Source organism: Variovorax sp. Soil_C_33 (assembly GCF_057656935.1).
The window spans coordinates 68534-86958 of sequence record NZ_JBDGJK010000002.1 but is presented as its reverse complement, the minus strand read 5'-3'; the positions used below and the strand labels follow the sequence as shown (position 1 = coordinate 86958).

The window sequence follows — 18425 nt, the reverse complement described above, 5'->3', positions numbered from 1 at the left end:
GAGAGCGCTACGGGCTCGCCTCAGAGCAGGGCCGTCAGCCGAGATGCAGCCGCTCCGCGGCGTAGCGCGCCAGGGCGGCAGCCTCCAGGCGGCCGCCGCAGAGCCCGATGTAGCCGTCGGGCCGCACCAGATAGAACGCGGGCAGCGGAATCTTGTGGCGCTCCAGCTCCGCATCGTTGGCGGCGCCCGCCGGCATCGCGTGGACGTGCAGCAGATTGCCGAAGGCCGGCAGCGGCTCCGACGGCAGGGCCTGCCCGAACGCGATCAGGTGGAAGTGCGTGTCTTCCAGCCTTTCGAACAGGTCCTCGACGGGCCCCTCCGCATCCAGGCGCATCTGCAGCCACGGAAAGCGGTCGCCGGCCTGCGGCGCCTCGGCCGGCAGCTCTGCCGACGATGTCGCCAGCGGACCCGCGCGGTAGTGGATGCCGGTCTGCGACACGGTGCGGAAGGCGAGCTTCTGTACGCGCTCGCGTCCCATCGCGAAGGCGGCGAGCCGGGCCAGTACCCGCGTGCGCAGCAGGCCGGCGAACGGGGCGTCGGAAACCACCACCCGGAAGCCGCGGTCGGTCGTCTCGAGCAGGCGCCGCGCGACGGGGAGGCGCTCGGCCTCGTAGGAGTCGAGCAGCGTGTCGCCGGCCTCACCCTCGGCCACCAGCGCGAGCTTCCATGCCAGGTTGTAGGCATCCTGCAGGCCGGTGTTCATGCCCTGCGCGCCCACCGGACTGTGGATGTGGGCCGCGTCGCCGAGCACGAAGCAGCGGCCTTTCCGAAAGCGCGACGCGCAGCGATGATGGATGCGGTAGGTGGAAAACCAGCTGCACCCCTTGAAGGACAGGCCGGCGCCCGCCTCGGCGTGCAGCGAAGGAATCACGTCCTCGAAGCGCACGCCCTCCTTGCCGCGCAGCTCGGCCGGCAGGATGCCGACGATGCGCCAATGGTCCTTGCCGCGCATCGGGAAGAGCAGGTGGAAGCCCTTCTTCCACAGATACACGTTGAGCTCGTCGGGGACCATGCCGCCGGTCATCTCCACGTCGGCGACGAAGAACACGTGTTCGTAGGGCGCGCCGGGGAAGTCGATGCGGTTCATCTCGCGCACCGCGCTGCGCGCTCCGTCGCAGCCGGCCACCCACGCAGCGTCGACGCGGCGGATCGTGCCGCCGGCAGTTCGCAGCGTCGCGGTCACATGGCCGGGCTCCTGCGCGAGCTCGATCATCTCGGTGTTCCAGTGCACCGCCAGGCCCCAGTCGCGCAACCGGTCGCCCATGATCCGTTCGTTGTCGTCCTGGCCGAGGATCAGGATGTACGGATAGGGCGTCACGCGCCTGCCGGCCTCGCCCAGGGGAACGCGCGCCATCTTCCGGCCCTCGGCCCACATGTTGGCGCCGGTGCCGCGCTTGCCGAGTTCGAGCGCGCGCTCGATGATGCCGAGCTGGGCGTAGATCTCCAGCGTGCGCGCCTGCACGCCGAGGGCGCGCGTCTCGCGCGACGGGCCGGCATGCCGGTCGATGATCAGGGTGTGAACGCCGCGCCGGCCGAGCTGGTTGGCAAGCATCAGGCCGGTGGGGCCGGCGCCGACGATCAGGACATCGCAATCCATGGCCGTCTCCTCGTTTGTTCGGGGTTCATCGTGCAAGGTAGCCATTGAGCACCCGAAGGTCGTCATCGCGCAACTGGCCGGCGGCGCGCTACGATCCGCACCGCGCGACACGCGTTCGGCAGGAGGTGGTATGGCAACGGCAGCAAGGTCGGATGGCAGCGGCACCGTGGACTTCGGCGCGGAGCGCTCCTCGTGGTGGAACTGGCCCTTGCAGCAGTGGTCATGGCCGGCCGTGGCGCCGCAGCAGCTCAGCCAGCCGATCAACTCCGGCTGGTCGCTGGTGAGCGTGACGAACAACAACTCGTCGGCGCCCGACATCGAGCGCGACGTACTCCAGCAGCACAGCTACGGCCGCCAGATCGGCCGGCTGATGGACGCGGTCTGCGCCCTGGCCGAACGTCTGCCGGCCGCGGCGAGGGCGGATGCGCGCATCGCCGAATTCGAGTCCCTTGCGCGCGATGTCGAGCGCATCAAGCAGAGCGCGCGGCAGCCGCGCGTCGAGCGGCTGCAGAAGGAACTCGACGCGCTCAGGCGCGAAGACCCGAACGCCTACAGGCAGCTGAAGGCGAAGCTGCCGTAGTCAGCCGGCCGCGCGCCGCAGCGCCGCCACCACCGCCTCGCCCATGTCGCGCGTGCCCACGCGCGTGCAGCCCGGCTGGAAGATATCGCCGGTGCGCAGGCCCTCAGCCAGCACCGCGCGCACCGCGCGTTCGACGCGGCCGGCCTGCTCGGCGAGGCCGAAGGAATAGCGCAGCATCATCGCCATCGAGAGAATGGACGCGAGCGGGTTCGCGAGGTCCTTTCCCGCGATGTCGGGCGCCGTGCCGTGCACCGGCTCGTAGAGGCCCTTGGTGCCGGCGGCCATCGAGGCCGAGGGCAGCATGCCGATGGAGCCGGTGAGCATGGCGGCCGCGTCCGAGAGGATGTCGCCGAAGATGTTGCCGGTGACGATCACGTCGAACTGTTTCGGTGCGCGCATCAGCTGCATCGCGGCCGCGTCGACGAAGAGATGCGCGAGCTCGACATCCGGATACTCGGTGCCCACGCGCGTGACCACGTCGCGCCAGAGCTGCATCACCTCCAGCACGTTGGCCTTGTCGACCGAGCACAGCTTGCGCCGCCGCGCCCGCGCGGTGCGGAAGGCGACGTGCGCGATGCGCTCCACTTCGGGCTCCGAATAGCGCATGGTGTTGAAGGCCTCGCGTTCGCCACGGGCATTGGTGCCGCTGCCGCGCGGCTCGCCGAAGTAGACGTCGCCGGTGAGCTCACGCAGGATCATCAGGTCCAGGCCTTCGACGATCTCGGGCTTGAGCGTGGACGCGCCGACCAGCTCGGGGAACAGGAAGGCGGGACGGAAATTGGCGAACAGGCCGAGCTCCTTGCGCAGCCGCAAGAGGCTCGCGCCCGGCCGCATGGCAAAGGGAATGGCCTCGTCGCCGGGCATGCCGGCCGAGCCGAACAGGATGGCGTCGGCCTTGCGCGCGATCTCGCTGGTGGCGGCGGGCAGCGGGTCGCCGGCGCTGTCGATGCCGGCCTGGCCGATGGGCACCTCCACCAGTTCCACGGCCTGCGCCGGGCCGAGCACGGCCCTCAATACCTTGACGGCCTGGGCCGTCACCTCGGGGCCAATGCCGTCGCCGGGCATCACTGCGATCTTCATCTTGGGGACACTTTCATGGAGGGAAGGGAACGCTCGAAGGCCTCGATGCGCGCGGTCTGCGTCAGCGTGTAGTCGAGCTCGTCGAGGCCTTCGAGCAGGCAATGGCGCGCGAAGGGGTCGATCTCGAATGAAGCGCGGCTGCCGTTCGGCGCCGTCACGCATTGCGCGGCGAGGTCGATGGCAAGACGCGCGCCGGGCCTGGCCTGCAGCGCCGCCAGCAGGTTGTCGACCAGCGCTTCGGCCAGGCGCACCGGCAGCAGGCCGTTCTTGAGCGCGTTGGAAAAAAAGATGTCGCCGAAGCTGGGCGCGATCACGGCGCGGAAGCCGCCGTCGACGAGCGCCCACACCGCATGCTCGCGCGAGGAGCCGCAGCCGAAGTTGCGGCCGGCCACGAGGATGCGGGCCCCGGCATAGGCGGGATCGTTGAGAGGGAAGTCGGATCTCGGTGCGCCTTGCGCATCGTGCCGCACGTCGCGGAACAGGAAGTCGCCGAAATTCGCCGAGCGCGGCTTCTGCAGGTAGAGCGCGGGCACGATCTGGTCGGTGTCGATGTTGATGCGCGCGAGCGGCGCGGCCACGGCATCGAGCCGGGTGAAGGCTTCCATGCTCAATGCTCTTCGTGCATCAGGCCGCGCACGTCGGCAAGCCGGCCGGTCACGGCAGCCGCCGCAGCCATGGCCGGGCTCATCAGGTGCGTGCGTGCGCCCGGCCCCTGGCGGCCGACGAAGTTGCGGTTGGACGTGGAGGCGCAGCGCTGGCCCGCTGGCACCTGGTCGCCGTTGGTGCCCAGGCACATCGAGCAGCCCGCGTAGCGCCACTGGAAGCCGGCCGCGCGGAACACCGCGTCCAGCCCCTCGGCCTCGGCCTGGCGTTTGACCAGCCCCGAGCCGGGCACCACCCACGCCTCGACGCCCTCGGCCACATGGCGCCCGCGCGCCACGGCGGCGGCGCTGCGCAGGTCTTCGATGCGGCCGTTGGTGCAGGAGCCGATGAACACGCGCTGCACCGCGATCCCGGTCAAGGGCTGGCCGGCCTGCAGGCCCATGTAGGCGAGGGCACGGCGCATCGCCTCGCGCTTCTCGCCGCTGCCCGCGCTCGCCGGGTCGGGCACGCGGCCCGAGATGGGCAGCACGTCCTCGGGGCTGGTGCCCCAGGTGACCATGGGTGCGATGTCGTCGGCATGCAGCGAGAGCTCGCGGTCGTGCTGGGCATCGGCATCGCCGGGTAGCAGGCGCCAGCGCGCCACGGCCTGGTCCCAGGCGGCGCCCTGCGGCGCATGCGGCCGGCCGGCCAGCCAGGCGAAGGTGGTGTCGTCTGGCGCGATCATCCCGGCACGCGCGCCGGCCTCGATCGACATGTTGCACACCGTCATGCGCGCTTCCATCGAGAGCGCGCGGATCGCCTCGCCCGCGTACTCGATCACGTGGCCGGTGGCGCCGGCGGTGCCGAGGCGGCCGATGACGGCGAGGATGAGGTCCTTGGCCGTCACGCCCGCGCCCAGGCGGCCCTCGACGCTGACGCGCAGCGTGCGCGGCTTGCGCTGCCACAGCGTCTGCGTGGCAAGCACGTGCGCCACTTCCGAGGCGCCGATGCCGAAGGCCAATGCGCCGAGCGCGCCATGCGTGGAGGTGTGGCTGTCGCCGCAGACGATCAGCAGGCCGGGCAGGCTCAGGCCCTGCTCGGGGCCGACCACGTGCACGATGCCCTGGCGCTCGTCGTCGAGGCCGAAGAAGCGGATGCCCGAGGCGGCGCAGTCGTCTTCGAGCGCCTGCGCCATCGCACGCTTCTCGGGGTCGGCGATGCGCTCGAGCGTGCGCGCATCGGTGGGCACATAGTGGTCGGGCGTGGCGAAGGCGCGCTCCGGCGCGCGGACCTTCAGGCCCTTCTGCCGCAGCATCTGGAAGGCCGGCGCCGAGCCGTCCTGCACCAGATGGCGGTCGACGTAGAGCAGGCTCTGGCCGTCGTCGCGCTGCATCACGACGTGCTCGGCCCAGATCTTGTCGAAGAGGGTGCGCGGGAGAGAAATGGATGTCATCAAAAAAATGCGGGAAGGTCAGTCGAGCTTTGCGCCGGAGAGCTTGACGATCGACTCGTAGCGCTTGATCTCGGAGGCGATGAACTGGCCGAACTCCTCGGGCGTGCCGCCGCCGATCTCGGCGCCGAACTCGGCCATGCGCCGCTTGAGGTCGGCCGACTGCAGCACCTCGTTGGCCTGCGCGTTGAGCTTGTCGACGATCGGCCGCGGCGTGCCGGCCGGCGCCATGAGCCCGTACCACGAGGAGGCATAGACGCCGGGCAGCCCCACCTCGTCGAAGGTGGGCACGTCGGGCAGCGCGGGGTTGCGCTTCTTCGAGGCCACCGCGAGCGCGCGCATGCGGCCGCTGGCCACGAAGGGAAGGCAGGTGGTGGTGTCGAGCATCAGCGAGATGTGGCCCGCCGCCAGATCGGCCTCGGCCGGCGCCGTGCCCTTGTAGGGCACGTGCACGATGTCGATCTTGGCCGCGCTCATGAACTGCACCGCCGCCAGATGCTGCGAGGAGCCGACGCCGCCCGAGCCGTAGTTGAGCTTGCCGGGGTTGGCCTTCGCCGCGTCGATCACGTCCTTGACCGTCTTGAAGGGCGAGGAGGCCGGCACCACCAGGATGTTGGGCACGGCCGAGACGTAGACGATGGGCGCGAAATCCTTGATCGGATCGAAACCCAGCTTCGAATAGAGATGGATGTTGACCGCGTTCGGGCTGATCGAGCCCATCAGCAGGTTGTAGCCGTCGGGTTTGGCGCGCGCCGCGAGCTCGGTGCCGATGTTGCCGCCCGCGCCGCCGCGGTTGTCAATCACGATCGGCTGGCCCAGCTTCTGCGCGATCGGCTCCGAGATCATGCGCGCGGTGGTGTCGACGCCGCCGCCCGCGGGCCAGGGCACCATCAACTTGATCGGCTGGTTCGGGTAGCCGGCGGCGCCTGGCTGCTGGGCGGCCGCGAGTCCCGCGGCGGCGAGCAGGGCCGCCAGCATGCAGACATGCGCTTTCTTCATCATCGCGTGGTCTCCTGTCCTTGTAGTGGAGGCCATGCTATTTGCCGCAGCCCGGTGCAGCAATCACAATTAAGGCATGCAGGGCATGATCAAAGCTCATGCCTCAATCCCAACGCCCATGTCACGCCGCCTGCCTCCCCTGAACGCCTTGCGCGCCTTCGAAGCCGCGGCCCGCTGCGGCAATTTCACGCGCGCGGCCGAGGAGCTGTGCGTCACGCAGGGCGCGGTGAGCCGGCATGTCGCGACGCTGGAAGGCTGGCTCAAGGTGCAGCTCTTCGAGCGCGGCCGCCACGGCATCGCGCTCACGCCGCCGGGGCAGGCGTACTTCGGCACGGTGCGCGCCGCGCTGGACCAGATCGACTACGGCACGCGCCAGTTGCAGGCCAGCCCCGACGAGCGCTGCCTGCGCATCAAGCTGCCGCCCACCTTCGCGATCCGCTGGCTGGTGCCGCGGCTCGCGCGCTTCCATGCGCTCCATCCGCGCATCGACGTGCAGATCACCACCTCGCACCAGCGCGCCGACTTCGCGCGCGAGGAGGTGGACGTGAGCATCCATTCCGAGCCGAGCCCGCCCGCGGGGGCGGGCGTGCGGCGCCTGTTCGGCGAGACGCTGCTGCCGGTCTGCGCGCCGGGCCTGCTCACGCGCGGGCCGCCGCTGGCGCGGCCGGCCGACCTCGCGCGCCACGTGCTCTTGTGCTCGATGAACCGGCCCAAGGACTGGCCGGCCTGGCTGGCGGCTGCGGGCGCGCCGCACATCGACGGCAACAGCGGCCTCAAGTTCGAGAATGCCGCGCTGGCCTACCAGGCGGCGGCGGACCAGCTGGGCGTGATGGTCGCGCTGCACGCCTTCGTGCGCGACGACCTGGCCTCGGGCCGGCTGGTGGCGCCGTTTGCGCTGCAGGTGGAGACGCCGGGCGCCTACTACCTCGCCTACAACAGCGAGCGGCCCTTGCCCGAGCGCGTGCAGGCCTTCGAAGCCTGGATCGTGCAGGAGGCCGGGGCGATGTCCAGGGCCTGCTAACAGGCTCAGCACGTCAGAATGCAGCCTCCCATTCCTCATCGCCAGTGCCCCAAGGAGCCTCTGTGTTTTCCCATGTCTTCGTGAGCGTGACCGATTTCGAGCGCGCGTTGGCGTTCTACAGCGCCGTCATGAACAGCCTGGGCATCGAACTCCGGTTCTGCGAGCGCGAGAAGCCATGGGCGGGCTGGCACAGCGCGGGGCGGGCCCGGCCGTTCTTCGTGATCTGCAAGCCCTATGACGGTCAGCCGCATGAGGCCGGAAACGGTCAAATGCTTGCCTTCGCTGCCGCCGACCGGGCCATGGTTCATGCTGCACATCGGGCAGCGCTGGAACACGGGGGAAGCTGCGAAGGACCGCCCGGGCTCAGAGAACAGTACCACCCGAACTACTACGGCGCCTACTTTCGCGACCCGGACGGAAACAAGCTCTGCGTCGCATGCCATGAACCCATGGCGAATGCGGCGCGGCCGCCGGATCAGAGATAGCGCACCTCGGCCACGACCGGCGCATCGGACTGGTTGGTGTCCGCGTTGGCATAGGCGCTGCCCTGGCGGAACCAGTAGCGGCATCCTGTGCGTCCGAGCATCTTCACGCAGGTCTGCCCGTCGTCGCGGATGCTCCAGGTGCCCGCGGCCCGGCCGAGCCCGCCCACGGCTTCCACCGTTCCGTCTGCGCGGAATTCCCACTGGGAAAGCTTTCCGCTCGCGACGTTCTTCGACACCACCGTCTTGCCGAGCAGGCTGGCCTCGATCTCGGTCTTCGTCAGGTAGGTGCGCTCTTCGGCGACGGCTGCGCCCGGCAGCAGGATGGCGAAGGTCGCGAGAGCGGCGAAGGCGAGTTGGATGGAGGAGGAGCTGCGCATGATGTCGGCCTCTTGTTGATCGGAACCCGTGTCGCAATCGGGTTCGCCATGGCCGTTAATCTAGGGATTCGCCCCCTCTGGCACGAGTAAGCAGTGCACGCGCGGCATGTGACGCAGTTCACAGGGGTCGGATCGCATGTGCATGCCCCCGGGACAACCCTGCTCGCTCAACAGACAGCTGTCGATATTTCAGGCAATTGATTTGTCCGCATTTCCAACACGGTGCGGCCGTGCCTTCACGCCCCCCCCGGGAATGAGGGCGCACGGGCGCAGGCACGGCATGTGCACTGGCAAGTAACTCAGTGACCCACCTGACCGCCATGCCACAAGCAGAACCGTCCAGCGAAACCCTTCTCGACGCCGACATCGCGATCCTCGGCCTCTCCTTGCGAGCCTCCAACGTGCTGCGGCGCCACGACCTGCACACGGTCCGCGACGTGACGCGCGTATCGCCCCGGAGGCTGTTTGTCATGACGCGGCTGGGACGCCGCTCCGTGGCGCAGATCGCCTCGAGCGTCGAGCGTCGCGGGCTGCGGCTTGCGGAGGATGGGATGAGGGAGACGGGCGCCATCGACGGCGCTGCGCATCGGTGAGCCGCACTGCTCGATCGACGATGCGAGCTCGCGCGCTACTTCCAGGTCCAGGCGGCGATTGCCAGAAGCACAAGCCCGGTGGCCGCGATGGCGGCATGCAGCAGAACAAGCCAGATCGGCAGGGCGAGACTCTTCAAGTGATAGCGCAGGTTGAGGACAACTCCACCGAGCGCCGCCACCACGAGCAGCCCCACTCCCGCCCATGCGCCTTGGGGCGCACCCGAAGCAATGCCGGCGTAGAGAGCGAGGGTCAGGCCGCTGCCTGCGATCAAACCATGCAGCATCGCCAACCAGCTGGGCGGTTGTGGGCGCCCCATGAAGCGAATACCGGCCATCAACAGCCCGCCTGCGCCCGTCAGCGCGAGGAGGATCACCGCCGTCTTGAGCATCGTCTGCACATCCATTGCGTGTCTCCTTCGGCAGAGCGCCGCGCATCCATTTGACGTCACGATGCAAGCGCACGTTCCCACGATGCCGGCGCTCCTATAGCATCTCGGGCTGCCGGGCGACGTGGGGCCTCAGCGCGCCGACCCAAGACAGCTCAGTCGGTGCGGCTGGCCGGCAGCACGATGGTCATCAGCAGCCGGGTGTCTTCCAGCGCGTGCAAGCCGTGCGGCACGCCGCCGGCGAGGTACATCACCTGATCGGCCTCGAGCAGCTTCACGTTGCCGGCGAGCTGCACCTCGACCCTTCCGCGCACGCACTGCAAGGTCATCGACGTCGAGACGGCGTGCGACGGGACCTGCTTGCCGGCCGGCAGCACCAGCCACATGATCTCGATGTCGCCGGCCTTCAGGAGCGCACAGGTCTCCGCCGCCTGCACGTCGAGCGCGCCGAGGTTCACGACCTGACCGGATGATGCGTGGGTGATTGCCATGCGAAGCAGTTTGGCAAGGTGGGCGTGCGCTGTCCAGATGGGTCCATGCACGGCTGGGCTACTGCTTCCTGTGCAACAGCTCCAGGAACTGTCTTGCAGGAACGCTGAGCGGCCGGTCGCTGGTCGTGAGTATCGAGCCGGTTTCGATCAGGCCGGGCGGCATCACCGCGTGGTGCACCTGGAACTCGCGCTCGATCACATCCCGCATGGGACTGTGCGCGGGCTGCAGGATCCACGTGTACTCCAGCAGATCGGCGAAGGCCACGCGTGACTGCATGGCCAGCAAAGGATGGGCCGCCATGATGCTGCCGAGCGACCTCGGGTAGATGCCCTCGGTCACGATCAGCCGGCTCGACGCGGTGCAGCGCTGGCCGGAGGGGGAAGCAGATCCCCGGACGTGGGTAGAGACGAGTCGCCGCCTATGCCTTTGCGTGAGCCACTGGGATGGCGTCATACTGCCGCCCATCGATACTTCCGGAGCTTTCAGATGCAGGCCGTTTCCATCCACGTCGTCGATGTAGCCCACGGCGTTGTCGCCCAAGGCATGCGGGTCGACGTCGCCCGGTTCGAGGGCGAAGGATGGACGGATGTGGCCTCGGGCAAGGTCCGCAGCAATGGTGTAGTGGACGGCATCGAAGGCCGCGAGTCCTTGTTCGAGATCGGCTTGTACGAGCTGCGCCTGCACGTGGCCGAGTACTACCGCAGCAAAGGCGTCAAGCTGCCCGAGCCCGCGTTCATGGGCGTGCAGGTGTTCCGCTTCGGCTTGGCCGATGCGTCGCAGCATTACCACCTGCCCGTGAAGCTGACTCCGTGGGGCCTGTCCTGCTTCCGCGGCGGCGCATAGGCCCGAAGCCGTTCAGCAGCAGGTGACGACGGCCTGCCCCGCTGCGGCCCTTCCTACCAAAAGCGCCACCAGCGGCGGAGGCGCTTGCCCGCCGGCTTGTCATCGAAGGCGGCAGACTCGTTCTCGGGCACGCCTGCTCGGCGGCAGAGTTCTCTTTCGAGATGCAACGCCATGGAGCGCGCGTGCTTCTCCCCATGAAATGCTCTTCGGCGCCAAACGTGCGCTGATGCGGCCAGTTGTTCGTCTGTCAGGTCTTCCGTTTCCATCGGTCGATTTTGCCGAGCACCGCACGCCTTCGCTTCCGCCGTTTGGTGGAGGCATCGCATCGGCCGGCGTTTCGCGGGACACTGGTACGAGCAACAAGCCTCGGCTGCGCCGTGGATCTGTATCGCATCGGCTTCGTAGGGTCTGTATCTGTTCTTCCCGGTACCGCGCGGCGAAGATGGCGCCTTGTTCATGAGAGAGGCCCCATGCAAGCACCGACCCGCAACCAGATCGCCGATCAGATCGCCTCCGAACTTGGCCACGACTTCTCGGGCGAGATCCGCGTCGGCGGCCACTACGCGTCCGCCGTGCGTGATGGCCGCACCGTCTACATCAGCGGCCAGGTGCCGCGCGTCGGCAGCACGGTGGTGGTGACCGGCCGCGTCGGAGACCAGGTCTCGCTCGACGAGGCACGCCAAGCCGCGCAGATCTGCGCTCTGCGCGCTCTTGCCATCCTGCGCCAGACTCTCGGCTCGCTCGATGCGATCGAGAAGATCCTGCGCATCGGCGTGTACGTGCAATGCACCGGCGACTTCACGCAGCAAAGCGAAACCGCCGATGCGGCGTCGGACCTCATGCATCGTGTCTTCGGCGAAGCCGGTGTGCATACCCGCACCTCCGTCGGCGTCTACGCCCTGCCGAAGAATGCGGCCGTAGAGCTGGACATGATCGTCGCCGCGCGGGACGAGTTCTAGTCGGCATGAGCGTTCGGCGGCTCGCCGAAGGATCGCAGCGCCACTCTTCGCGAGCGGCCCCACGTCACTTCCGCTCCCGCTCCTTGCGCTCATGCTTGCGCCAGTACTGGAACTCCTCCTCATGGACTTCGATGTCCAGCTCCATGACCCTGGCCTGGAGCCGCTCCTGCACGTCGGCCACGGCTCGGTTGTAGATCACCGGCCCGACTTCTTCCAGGAAGAAACCAAGAAGAGCGCCCGCAGCGATGTTGCCGATGGGCTCCTCCATGTTTTCGCGGAAGTACCTTTCGATGGAGGCTATCGCCTCCTTCCGGGCTTCCTTGCTCAGCTCGATGGTCATAGGCGCAGGTCCTCGGTTGAAACGACGCGCACCCTCGGTCCGAAGCTCTCGATGTTGGCGAGCGTCTCGTTGTGATGCCGAATCACCTGGACTGCGGACAGATGCCGATTGCCTTCGGTGGTGTGCGCGTCGCCCACCAGGGTGACAGGGAAGCCCAGCGCAAGCGCCCTGCGGGTGGTGGTATCGACACAGAACTCCGTATGCATTCCGCAGATCACGAGCTCGGTGATGGCATGTTCGCCGAGCACGCGCTCGAGCTCCGTGCGATGGAATGCGTCGGGTGAGGTCTTGCGGATGCGCAAGTCCGCTGCCTCGACATGGAGGCCACGCGCCAGCTGCCATGCATCCGTTTCGAACTCGAGGTAGCCGGACGTCGACTCGTGCTGGACAAAAACGACCAGGCCGCCGGCTTCACGGACCTTCGCCGACACCTGGTTGATCCGGCCAATGACCTGCTGCGACTCGAAGGCATCGTGCTCGCCTTCGCAAAGGCCCTGCTGGACATCGATCACGAGGAGCGCAGTGTTCATGGTCGGCATTCTGTCGCATCGGACAGCAAGGTCAGTACACGTCGCGCCGATAGCGCCCTTGCGCGATCAGCTCGTCGAGCCCGGCCGTTCCCAGCACGTCGCCCAGCGCCGCATCCACGCCGGGCGCCATGCCTTCGAGGCTGCCGCACACGTAGACGAGTGCGCCTTCGGCGATCCACTGCCGCAGTTCGTCCGCCGCTTCGCGCAAACGGTCCTGCACGTACCTGCGCTCCGGCTGGTCGCGCGAGTAAACGAGGTCGGCGCGCGCCAGCATGCCGAGCGCCTGCCAGCGCGCGACCTCCGCTGCGCAGAAGGCGTCGTGCGCGGATTGGCGCTCGCCGTACACCAGCCAGTTGCGCCCGTGGCCGCGCCGCACCCGTTCGCGCAGGTGCGCGCGCAGGCCGGCGAAGCCGGAGCCGTTGCCGATGAAGATGCAGGGCAGATCTTCGTCCGCGAGCGCGAAGCCCGGGTTGGCGACCAGCCGCATCTCGATGGCGCCGTCGAGCGGCGCACCGGCGGTCAGCCAGCCGGATGCGACGCCCAGCCCGTTGTCGTGCCGCGCCTGCCGCACCAGCAGCTGCACGCAGCCGTCGGAAGGGATCGAGGCCACCGAATAGCTGCGCGGCGCCAGCGGCGCAAGAGGAGGCCGGGCATCGGCAGCGCCGTGCGGATGAGGCGGCAGCACCTCGACCAGCGCGCCCGCCGCCCACGCCGGCGCGCCGGCGCGACGCAGTTCGATTTCGAAAAGCGGATCGCCCTGGCTGCCGTCGTTCTGCAGGCTGCGGCGCACCAGCCGCCAGGCTTCGAAGGGACGCCCGACAGAAGAGGCCGCGTGCGACGGCCACGCAGCGCCCCGCACATCGAAGGCCTCGGCGATCGAGCGTTGCCAGCGCCTGATGGCCTCGGGACTGCCGTTGTGGACTTCGACCATCGGAAAGAGCGCCTGCGCCCCCTGGCTGCGCAGGTCGTGATCGAGCTTGCGGCCGAAGCCGCAGAAGGTGGCGTAGTGCCAGTCGCCGAGCGCGAGCACGCCGTAGTGCACGTGACGCAGCTGCGAGCCCGCCTGCTGCGCGAACTTGCGCGCGAAGGCGCGTGCGCTGTCGGGCGGATCGCCGTCGCCGAAGGTGCTGACGATCCACAGCACCTTTCGGAAGTGCAGCAGCGCATCGACGCTCAGCTCGGCCAGGGTCTTGACCACGGTGCCGACGCCGGCCGACTGCAGCGCGGCAGCGGTCTGCAGGGCGACGCGCTCTGCGTGGCCGGTCTGCGTGGCAAAAGCGATCAGCACCTGCTCGGCGCCCGGCGCGGCGGCGCTGCGGGCGAGGCCGAGCCGCGCACGCTCGGCGCGCACCGCACGCTGGGTGCGGCGGCGGCCCAGGTACAGCATCCAGCCGGTGATCGCGAACAGCACCAAGCCCAGGCTGGCGAGCATCATCAGGATGCGGCCCGGCAGGCCCCAGTAGGTGCCCATGTGCAGCGGATAGATGCTGCTCACGAGGCGCCCGGCCAGCGGCTTGTCGGCATAGCGTTCGTGCGGGCCCGGCTCGCCGGTGGCGGCGTGCAGGTAGAGCCGGTTGCGCGCGCGTTCGTGCTCCGGCGCGGCGCGCAGGTAGGTCGCTTCGACCTGCGAGGCATTGCGCGCGGGCAGGCGCAGCGTGACCTGGCTCCAGTCGCCGCCGGTCGTTCGCTGGAAGGACAGCCACACGCGCTGCAGATCCAGTTTGGCCGCAGCGCCGGCATCCGTGCCCTGCATGCGCTGCGTCCGCGCCGCGCGCCCAACGCCTGCCGCATCGTCGACCAGTGCGCGCACCCCATCGAAGGCCCAGTAGAGGCCCGTGAGGCCGGACACCAGATAGGCCGCGAGCGCGATCGTCCCGGCCACGGCGTGCAGGTTCCACAGGAAGGCGCGGCCGCTCTGCGCGAAGTCGATCCGCAGCCAGTTGCGCCACGCGAGCGGCCGCCGCGGCCAGCGCAGGTACAGGCCCGACAGCGCGAGCACCAGCAGCGCTGCGGCCACAGTGCCGGTGACCGGCTTGCCGGTGTCGCGCGGCATCAAGAGCCAGCGGTGCAGGCTTTCGACGAACTCAAAGAAGGCCTCGCCGCGCGGCTCGGGCAGCAAGGCCGCGCTGAAGGGATCGACCAGGCGCGTTTCGCCGCGGCGTTCGCCCGGAGGAGGCGCGAAGTTCACGCGCACCGGCCGGCCCGGCTCGGCGTAGAGCGTCAGCGTCGCGACGCGGCGGCCGGGCTCTGCGGCCTGGAGCTCCTCGAGCAGGGCGACCGGCGCCAGCGCCCTGGCATCGGTCGGCACGTGGTGCAGTGCCGGATTGAGCACATCGACGATCTCGGCGCGAAACGAGAGCATGGCGCCGCTCAAGCCGATGACGGCCAGCACCGTCCCGGCCGTGATGCCGATGAACCAGTGGATCTGGACCCAGATGCGGCGAAGAAGAGCCATCGCGGACGCCGCCTTCAGAGATCGATCTTGAGCGTCGCCTTGACGCTGCGCGGCGCGCCCACCGCCAGCCGCGTGCCGGCGGCCGCCCAGTAGCGCTTGTCGCCGACGTTGTCGACGTTGAGCTGCCACAGCGTGCGCTGGCCGAAGAGCTGCGTGACGTAGCGCGTGCCGAGGGCGAAGATCGTGTAGCCGCCGATGAAGCCCTGGTTCAGGTCGTCGATCGGGCGCCTGCCCGTGTAGTAGGCGCCGCCGTTGACCGACAGGCCCGGCACCGCCGCGATGTCGTAGGAGAGGAAGGCGCTGGCCGTGTGCTTGGCCGTGTTCTCGGGCATCTTGCCGTTGTACTGGGCGTTGATGTCGCGGAACTCGGCGTCGAGGGCTTGCGCCGACAGCTGCCAGGCCAGCTGGCGCGTCAGCTGTCCCTGTGCCGAGAGCTCGATGCCGCGGTAAATCTGGCGGCCGTCGGCGACGAAGGTGTTGGCGCTGTTGGTGTAGGCGCCGGGGCGCTCGATGTCGAACAGCGCCGCCGACAGCAGCGTGCCGGTGCCGGTCAGCCAGCGCAGGCCGAGCTCCTTCTGCTTGCTCACGCCCGGCGGCATGCGGTTGTTCTGGTTGGCGGTTCCGGCGGGTGCGACCTCGCCCTCCTCGACGCCTTCCGCATACGAGACATAGCTCACGAGGTCGGGCGTGAACTTGTAGCTCAGCGCTCCCAGCGGCGTGGTCTTCTTCACGTCGTAGTCGATCTGCGGCAGCGTCGAGCTGGCGAACTGCGTGCTCTCGAAGCGCGTGTGCCGCACGCCCGCCACCAGCTGCCATTGCGGCGAGAACGTGATGCGGTCGAGCGCGTACAGGCCGAGCTCGCTGCTGTCCTGCGCGCCGGTGGTGGGCTGCGAGGGCAGCGCGGTCAGCGGCAGGAAGCCGATGGCGCGCGGGAAGTACAGGTTCTGCGCAGTGGTGGCGCCGCCGTAGTTGCGCTGGAAGATCGGGTCCTGCGTCTTGTCGCTGCGCGCGGCGCCCAGCGTGAGCTCGTGCTGAATGCCGCCGGTCGCGAAGGTGCCGAACAGCTCGCTGCGCAGCAGGTCGGAGCTTTGCTCCAGGTGCTGCACGTTGCCGGTGATGCGGCCGGCGCCGGTGCGCACGTTGTAATTGCCGAACATCGCGAGCCGCCGGTCGCGCTCGGCCTCGGAATGGCCGGCTTCCACCATCAGGGCCCAGTTGTCGCTGAGCGAGTAGTCGGCGCGCAGCTGGGTGTTCGTGACTTCGGCTTCGAAAGTGGCCCAGGGCGGGCCGATCAGCTTGCGCGGGTCGGGCAGGGCCGGCAGCGCGATCACGCCGTTGACGGCCGCGAGCCGGTTGATGCCGGCCTGCTCGGCGATGCTCTTGCGGTAGTGCTCGACGTCGGCCTTCAGCGTCAGGCGTTTGTTGACGCGCCAGTCGAAGGCGGCCGACAGGAACTTGCGGTTGCCGTCGACGCCCTGGATCGGCGAGCCCAGCTGTCCGCCGGCCGCGTTGATGCGCAGGCCGTACTGGTTCTGGTCGCCGAACTGCCGGCCCACGTCGGCGAAGCCCTGCGCAGTGCCCTGGTTGTCGAAGGTCATGCCGAGCGTCGCGACCGGCGTGGGGCCGGCGCGCTTGGTCACGAAGTTGACGACGCCGGCCGGCGAGGTGAAGCCGTAGTAGAGCGCCGATGCGCCCTTCAGCACCTCGACGCGCTCCTTGTTCTCCATCGGGATCTCGGACACGTTGGGAATCGCAAGCGAACCGTTGAGTCGGTAGTTGGTGCGGTTCTCGACCGCGATCCCGCGGATCACGAGCTGGTCGAAGGTGTCGCCGCCGTTCTGCTGGCGCGCGACGCCGGCCGTGTTGCGCAGCACGTCGTAGATGCCGGCCGCGCCCTGCAGCTCGATGACTTCGCGCGTCACCACGTTGACGGTGGCCGGCACGTCCATGATGCTGGCGCCGCGGAAGGTACCGGCCTCGACGGCGTTGGCGACGAAGCCGCTGGTCCGGTCGGACTGCACGGTCACGGTACGGAGTTCCTCGCCGGTGTTCGAGGGAGAGGGGGCGGCCTGCGCGCAGGCCAGCTGAGCCGCCAGGGCGAGCGGCATCGAGACGAAAAACTTGTGCATGGGAACGCAATGCCGACGGGGCAGCGATCCCGGCGACGATCCAGACAGAGGGGGTTGAGACGGGCCGATTGTAGGCGAACGAATGAGAATTATTCTCATGTCCGCCTGACGGCGGGCCGCCTAGAAGGGCGTGAGCTTCTCGCGCGCAGGCTGCGCCTGGCACGCCAGCGCCCGGGCCATGCGCATGTAGTGCGCGAGCGGCGGCGTGGTCTGGCCCGGCACCTTGGCCAAGTCGTCGTAGCGCCGCAGGCGCACGGCCTCGGCCGCGAAGGGCTGGGCCATGAAGCGCTGCGCTTCCGGCTGCGTGTAGACGCCGCCCTGCAGCTCGAGGCTGCGCCTCGATGCCGGCGACAGCGTGTCCCAGTAGCCGGCGTCGACGGCGCACAGGCAGCGCTTGGCATCCACGTGCAGGCGGATCGGCTCCAGCACCGCGGGGGCGAACAGTCCGCGCAAGAAGGGCAGCGCGATGTACTGGTGCAGGTCGTCGCGCTGCTGCTGCGCACGCGCCGCCTCGTCCGCGCGTTCCGCCGCGAGCAGATGGCCGAGGTCGTGCAGCAGCGCTGCGACCACGGTCTCGGGTGCTTCCTCTGCTTCTTCGGCGAGCTGCGCGCACTGCAGCGCGTGCTCGAGCTGGCTCACGGCCTCACGGCCGTACTGGCGCTGTCCTTTGGTGCCCAGCAGGCGAGCGATTTCTTCGACGGTGAGGGCCATGGCAGCGCTAGACGAGGAGTTTGCGGATGCGCGCCGACACCAGGTCGATCGCGCTGACGGCGACGACGATGATCAGCATCACCGCGCAGGTCTCGGCGTACTTGAAGCCGCGGATGATTTCCCACAGCACGACGCCGATGCCGCCGGCGCCCACCATGCCGACCACCGAGGCGGAGCGCACGTTCGATTCGAAGCGATAAAGCGCATACGAGATCCACAGCGGGATCACCTGCGGGATGACGCCGTAGACGATCTCGTGAAGCGCGCTCGCGCCGGTCGAGCGGATGCCTTCCACCGGCTGCGGATCGATGGCCTCCACCGCTTCGGCGAAGAGCTTGGCCAGCACGCCGGTGGTGTGCACCCAGAGCGCGAGCACGCCGGCGAAAGGCCCTAGGCCCACCGCCACCACGAAGAGCATGGCGAACACCATCTCGTTGATGGCGCGGCAGCCGTCCATCAGGCGGCGCATCGGCTGGTAGATCCACCACGGCACGATGTTGGCCGAGGCCAGCAGCGCCATCGGCACCGCGGTGAGCACCGCCAGCGCGGTGCCCCACAGCGCGATCTGCAGCGTGACGACGATTTCTTCCACGTACATGCGCCAATGCGTGAAGTCGGGCGGGAAGAACTCGGCCGCGTAGGTGGCCATGTTGCCCGAGTCGCGTACGAGCTCGAAGGGCCGCATGTCGGCGCCCTTCCACGAGGCCGCGAGCAGGATCAGCAGCAGCGCCCACGCGATATGCCAGGCGAAGCCGCGCTTCGGCGCGGCCGCGGCCGGAAGCGGCGCGCGGGGCGTGAGAACCGTCGGTTGCATGA

The 18425-nt window shown here is 68.9% G+C and carries 21 protein-coding genes and 1 pseudogene; 6 read left to right on the top strand and 16 right to left on the bottom strand.

Going from position 1 to position 18425, the window contains the following annotated elements; translation table 11 throughout:
* Positions 1-34: 34 nt before the first annotated feature.
* Positions 35-1597, bottom strand: coding sequence for an FAD-dependent monooxygenase (locus AC3A6B_RS03295; protein WP_487835337.1), 1563 nt, complete (start codon positions 1595-1597; stop codon positions 35-37).
* Between the two features lie 130 nt (positions 1598-1727).
* Here AC3A6B_RS03295 and AC3A6B_RS03290 point away from each other — a divergent pair, with 130 nt between their 5' ends.
* Complete coding sequence (locus AC3A6B_RS03290) at positions 1728-2177, top strand: hypothetical protein (RefSeq protein WP_487835336.1); 450 nt, start codon at positions 1728-1730, stop codon at positions 2175-2177.
* Here the strand turns inward: AC3A6B_RS03290 and leuB are convergent, their stop codons facing one another.
* From leuB to AC3A6B_RS03270, 4 genes are read right to left on the bottom strand one after another with little or no spacing between them, the layout of a single operon-like run.
* Positions 2178-3257 (bottom strand): 3-isopropylmalate dehydrogenase, encoded by a 1080-nt coding sequence (gene leuB / locus AC3A6B_RS03285; RefSeq protein WP_487835335.1) that lies wholly within the window; start codon positions 3255-3257, stop codon positions 2178-2180.
* Positions 3254-3862: a 3-isopropylmalate dehydratase small subunit gene (leuD, locus tag AC3A6B_RS03280; protein ID WP_487835334.1), complete on the bottom strand. Its 609-nt coding sequence runs from the start codon at positions 3860-3862 to the stop codon at positions 3254-3256. Before leuD ends, leuB begins: the two co-directional genes overlap by 4 nt.
* Positions 3863-3864: 2 nt before the next feature.
* Positions 3865-5292, bottom strand: a complete 1428-nt coding sequence (leuC, locus tag AC3A6B_RS03275; protein WP_487835333.1) for a 3-isopropylmalate dehydratase large subunit — start codon at positions 5290-5292, stop codon at positions 3865-3867.
* Positions 5293-5310: 18 nt separating this feature from the next.
* Positions 5311-6291 (bottom strand): Bug family tripartite tricarboxylate transporter substrate binding protein, encoded by a 981-nt coding sequence (locus AC3A6B_RS03270; RefSeq protein ID WP_487835332.1) that lies wholly within the window; start codon positions 6289-6291, stop codon positions 5311-5313.
* 115 nt (positions 6292-6406) lie between these two features.
* Here AC3A6B_RS03270 and gcvA point away from each other — a divergent pair, with 115 nt between their 5' ends.
* A complete protein-coding gene (gene gcvA / locus AC3A6B_RS03265) occupies positions 6407-7309 on the top strand; it encodes a transcriptional regulator GcvA (protein WP_487835331.1) in 903 nt (300 codons plus the stop codon).
* Between the two features lie 62 nt (positions 7310-7371).
* Positions 7372-7794: a VOC family protein gene (locus AC3A6B_RS03260; RefSeq protein ID WP_487835330.1), complete on the top strand. Its 423-nt coding sequence runs from the start codon at positions 7372-7374 to the stop codon at positions 7792-7794.
* On the opposite strand, the gene AC3A6B_RS03255 is transcribed toward AC3A6B_RS03260, so the two are convergent.
* On the bottom strand, positions 7785-8171 hold the full coding sequence (locus AC3A6B_RS03255; protein WP_487835329.1) for a hypothetical protein: 387 nt from the start codon (positions 8169-8171) through the stop codon (positions 7785-7787). The genes AC3A6B_RS03260 and AC3A6B_RS03255 overlap by 10 nt on opposite strands.
* 302 nt (positions 8172-8473) lie before the next feature.
* Between AC3A6B_RS03255 and AC3A6B_RS03250 the strand changes: the two genes are divergently transcribed.
* Positions 8474-8764 carry a DNA-directed RNA polymerase subunit alpha C-terminal domain-containing protein gene (locus AC3A6B_RS03250; RefSeq protein WP_487835328.1) on the top strand — a complete coding sequence of 97 codons (291 nt, stop codon included), beginning with the start codon at positions 8474-8476 and terminating at the stop codon, positions 8762-8764.
* A 35-nt stretch (positions 8765-8799) separates the two neighbouring features.
* Here AC3A6B_RS03250 and AC3A6B_RS03245 read toward each other — a convergent pair whose 3' ends face one another.
* The 3 genes and pseudogenes from AC3A6B_RS03245 to AC3A6B_RS03235 form a co-directional block, all read right to left on the bottom strand.
* Positions 8800-9168, bottom strand: coding sequence for a hypothetical protein (locus AC3A6B_RS03245; protein WP_487835327.1), 369 nt, complete (start codon positions 9166-9168; stop codon positions 8800-8802).
* Positions 9169-9305: 137 nt separating this feature from the next.
* Entirely contained in the window at positions 9306-9641 is a 336-nt protein-coding gene (locus tag AC3A6B_RS03240; RefSeq protein WP_487835326.1) for a cupin domain-containing protein, read from the bottom strand.
* Between the two features lie 58 nt (positions 9642-9699).
* Positions 9700-9933 (bottom strand): annotated as a pseudogene (locus AC3A6B_RS03235) (LysR family transcriptional regulator); the annotation flags it as partial.
* 195 nt (positions 9934-10128) lie between these two features.
* Here AC3A6B_RS03235 and AC3A6B_RS03230 point away from each other — a divergent pair.
* Positions 10129-10485, top strand: a complete 357-nt coding sequence (locus tag AC3A6B_RS03230; RefSeq protein ID WP_487835325.1) for a hydroxyisourate hydrolase — start codon at positions 10129-10131, stop codon at positions 10483-10485.
* A gap of 53 nt (positions 10486-10538) precedes the next feature.
* On the opposite strand, the gene AC3A6B_RS03225 is transcribed toward AC3A6B_RS03230, so the two are convergent.
* Positions 10539-10751, bottom strand: a complete 213-nt coding sequence (locus tag AC3A6B_RS03225) for a hypothetical protein (protein ID WP_487835324.1) — start codon at positions 10749-10751, stop codon at positions 10539-10541.
* Positions 10752-10955: 204 nt separating this feature from the next.
* Between AC3A6B_RS03225 and AC3A6B_RS03220 the strand changes: the two genes are divergently transcribed.
* Complete coding sequence (locus AC3A6B_RS03220) at positions 10956-11444, top strand: RidA family protein (RefSeq protein WP_487835323.1); 489 nt, start codon at positions 10956-10958, stop codon at positions 11442-11444.
* Positions 11445-11508: 64 nt separating this feature from the next.
* Here AC3A6B_RS03220 and AC3A6B_RS03215 read toward each other — a convergent pair whose 3' ends face one another.
* The 6 genes from AC3A6B_RS03215 to phnE all read right to left on the bottom strand — a co-directional run bounded on the left by AC3A6B_RS03215 (position 11509) and on the right by phnE (position 18423).
* Positions 11509-11784, bottom strand: coding sequence for a DUF2164 domain-containing protein (locus AC3A6B_RS03215; protein ID WP_487835322.1), 276 nt, complete (start codon positions 11782-11784; stop codon positions 11509-11511).
* Positions 11781-12323: a cysteine hydrolase family protein gene (locus AC3A6B_RS03210; RefSeq protein WP_487835321.1), complete on the bottom strand. Its 543-nt coding sequence runs from the start codon at positions 12321-12323 to the stop codon at positions 11781-11783. Before AC3A6B_RS03210 ends, AC3A6B_RS03215 begins: the two co-directional genes overlap by 4 nt.
* Positions 12324-12345: 22 nt before the next feature.
* On the bottom strand, positions 12346-14769 hold the full coding sequence (locus AC3A6B_RS03205; protein ID WP_487835320.1) for a PepSY domain-containing protein: 2424 nt from the start codon (positions 14767-14769) through the stop codon (positions 12346-12348).
* 14 nt (positions 14770-14783) lie between these two features.
* Positions 14784-16898 (bottom strand): TonB-dependent siderophore receptor, encoded by a 2115-nt coding sequence (locus AC3A6B_RS03200; RefSeq protein ID WP_487835319.1) that lies wholly within the window; start codon positions 16896-16898, stop codon positions 14784-14786.
* 120 nt (positions 16899-17018) lie between these two features.
* Positions 17019-17609: a phosphonate degradation HD-domain oxygenase gene (locus AC3A6B_RS03195; protein WP_487835318.1), complete on the bottom strand. Its 591-nt coding sequence runs from the start codon at positions 17607-17609 to the stop codon at positions 17019-17021.
* A gap of 7 nt (positions 17610-17616) precedes the next feature.
* Positions 17617-18423: a phosphonate ABC transporter, permease protein PhnE gene (phnE, locus tag AC3A6B_RS03190; RefSeq protein WP_487835317.1), complete on the bottom strand. Its 807-nt coding sequence runs from the start codon at positions 18421-18423 to the stop codon at positions 17617-17619.
* Positions 18424-18425 lie beyond the last annotated feature (2 nt).

Coding starts and splice junctions, on each gene's coding strand:
- AC3A6B_RS03295 (WP_487835337.1), bottom strand. CDS start 1,597: ATGGATTGCGATGTCCTGATCGTCGGCGCCGGCCCCACCGGCCTGATG.
- AC3A6B_RS03290 (WP_487835336.1), top strand. CDS start 1,728: ATGGCAACGGCAGCAAGGTCGGATGGCAGCGGCACCGTGGACTTCGGC.
- leuB (WP_487835335.1), bottom strand. CDS start 3,257: ATGAAGATCGCAGTGATGCCCGGCGACGGCATTGGCCCCGAGGTGACG.
- leuD (WP_487835334.1), bottom strand. CDS start 3,862: ATGGAAGCCTTCACCCGGCTCGATGCCGTGGCCGCGCCGCTCGCGCGC.
- leuC (WP_487835333.1), bottom strand. CDS start 5,292: ATGACATCCATTTCTCTCCCGCGCACCCTCTTCGACAAGATCTGGGCC.
- AC3A6B_RS03270 (WP_487835332.1), bottom strand. CDS start 6,291: ATGATGAAGAAAGCGCATGTCTGCATGCTGGCGGCCCTGCTCGCCGCC.
- gcvA (WP_487835331.1), top strand. CDS start 6,407: ATGTCACGCCGCCTGCCTCCCCTGAACGCCTTGCGCGCCTTCGAAGCC.
- AC3A6B_RS03255 (WP_487835329.1), bottom strand. CDS start 8,171: ATGCGCAGCTCCTCCTCCATCCAACTCGCCTTCGCCGCTCTCGCGACC.
- AC3A6B_RS03245 (WP_487835327.1), bottom strand. CDS start 9,168: ATGGATGTGCAGACGATGCTCAAGACGGCGGTGATCCTCCTCGCGCTG.
- AC3A6B_RS03240 (WP_487835326.1), bottom strand. CDS start 9,641: ATGGCAATCACCCACGCATCATCCGGTCAGGTCGTGAACCTCGGCGCG.
- AC3A6B_RS03230 (WP_487835325.1), top strand. CDS start 10,129: ATGCAGGCCGTTTCCATCCACGTCGTCGATGTAGCCCACGGCGTTGTC.
- AC3A6B_RS03225 (WP_487835324.1), bottom strand. CDS start 10,751: ATGGAAACGGAAGACCTGACAGACGAACAACTGGCCGCATCAGCGCAC.
- AC3A6B_RS03220 (WP_487835323.1), top strand. CDS start 10,956: ATGCAAGCACCGACCCGCAACCAGATCGCCGATCAGATCGCCTCCGAA.
- AC3A6B_RS03215 (WP_487835322.1), bottom strand. CDS start 11,784: ATGACCATCGAGCTGAGCAAGGAAGCCCGGAAGGAGGCGATAGCCTCC.
- AC3A6B_RS03210 (WP_487835321.1), bottom strand. CDS start 12,323: ATGCCGACCATGAACACTGCGCTCCTCGTGATCGATGTCCAGCAGGGC.
- AC3A6B_RS03205 (WP_487835320.1), bottom strand. CDS start 14,769: ATGGCTCTTCTTCGCCGCATCTGGGTCCAGATCCACTGGTTCATCGGC.
- AC3A6B_RS03200 (WP_487835319.1), bottom strand. CDS start 16,898: ATGCACAAGTTTTTCGTCTCGATGCCGCTCGCCCTGGCGGCTCAGCTG.
- AC3A6B_RS03195 (WP_487835318.1), bottom strand. CDS start 17,609: ATGGCCCTCACCGTCGAAGAAATCGCTCGCCTGCTGGGCACCAAAGGA.
- phnE (WP_487835317.1), bottom strand. CDS start 18,423: ATGCAACCGACGGTTCTCACGCCCCGCGCGCCGCTTCCGGCCGCGGCC.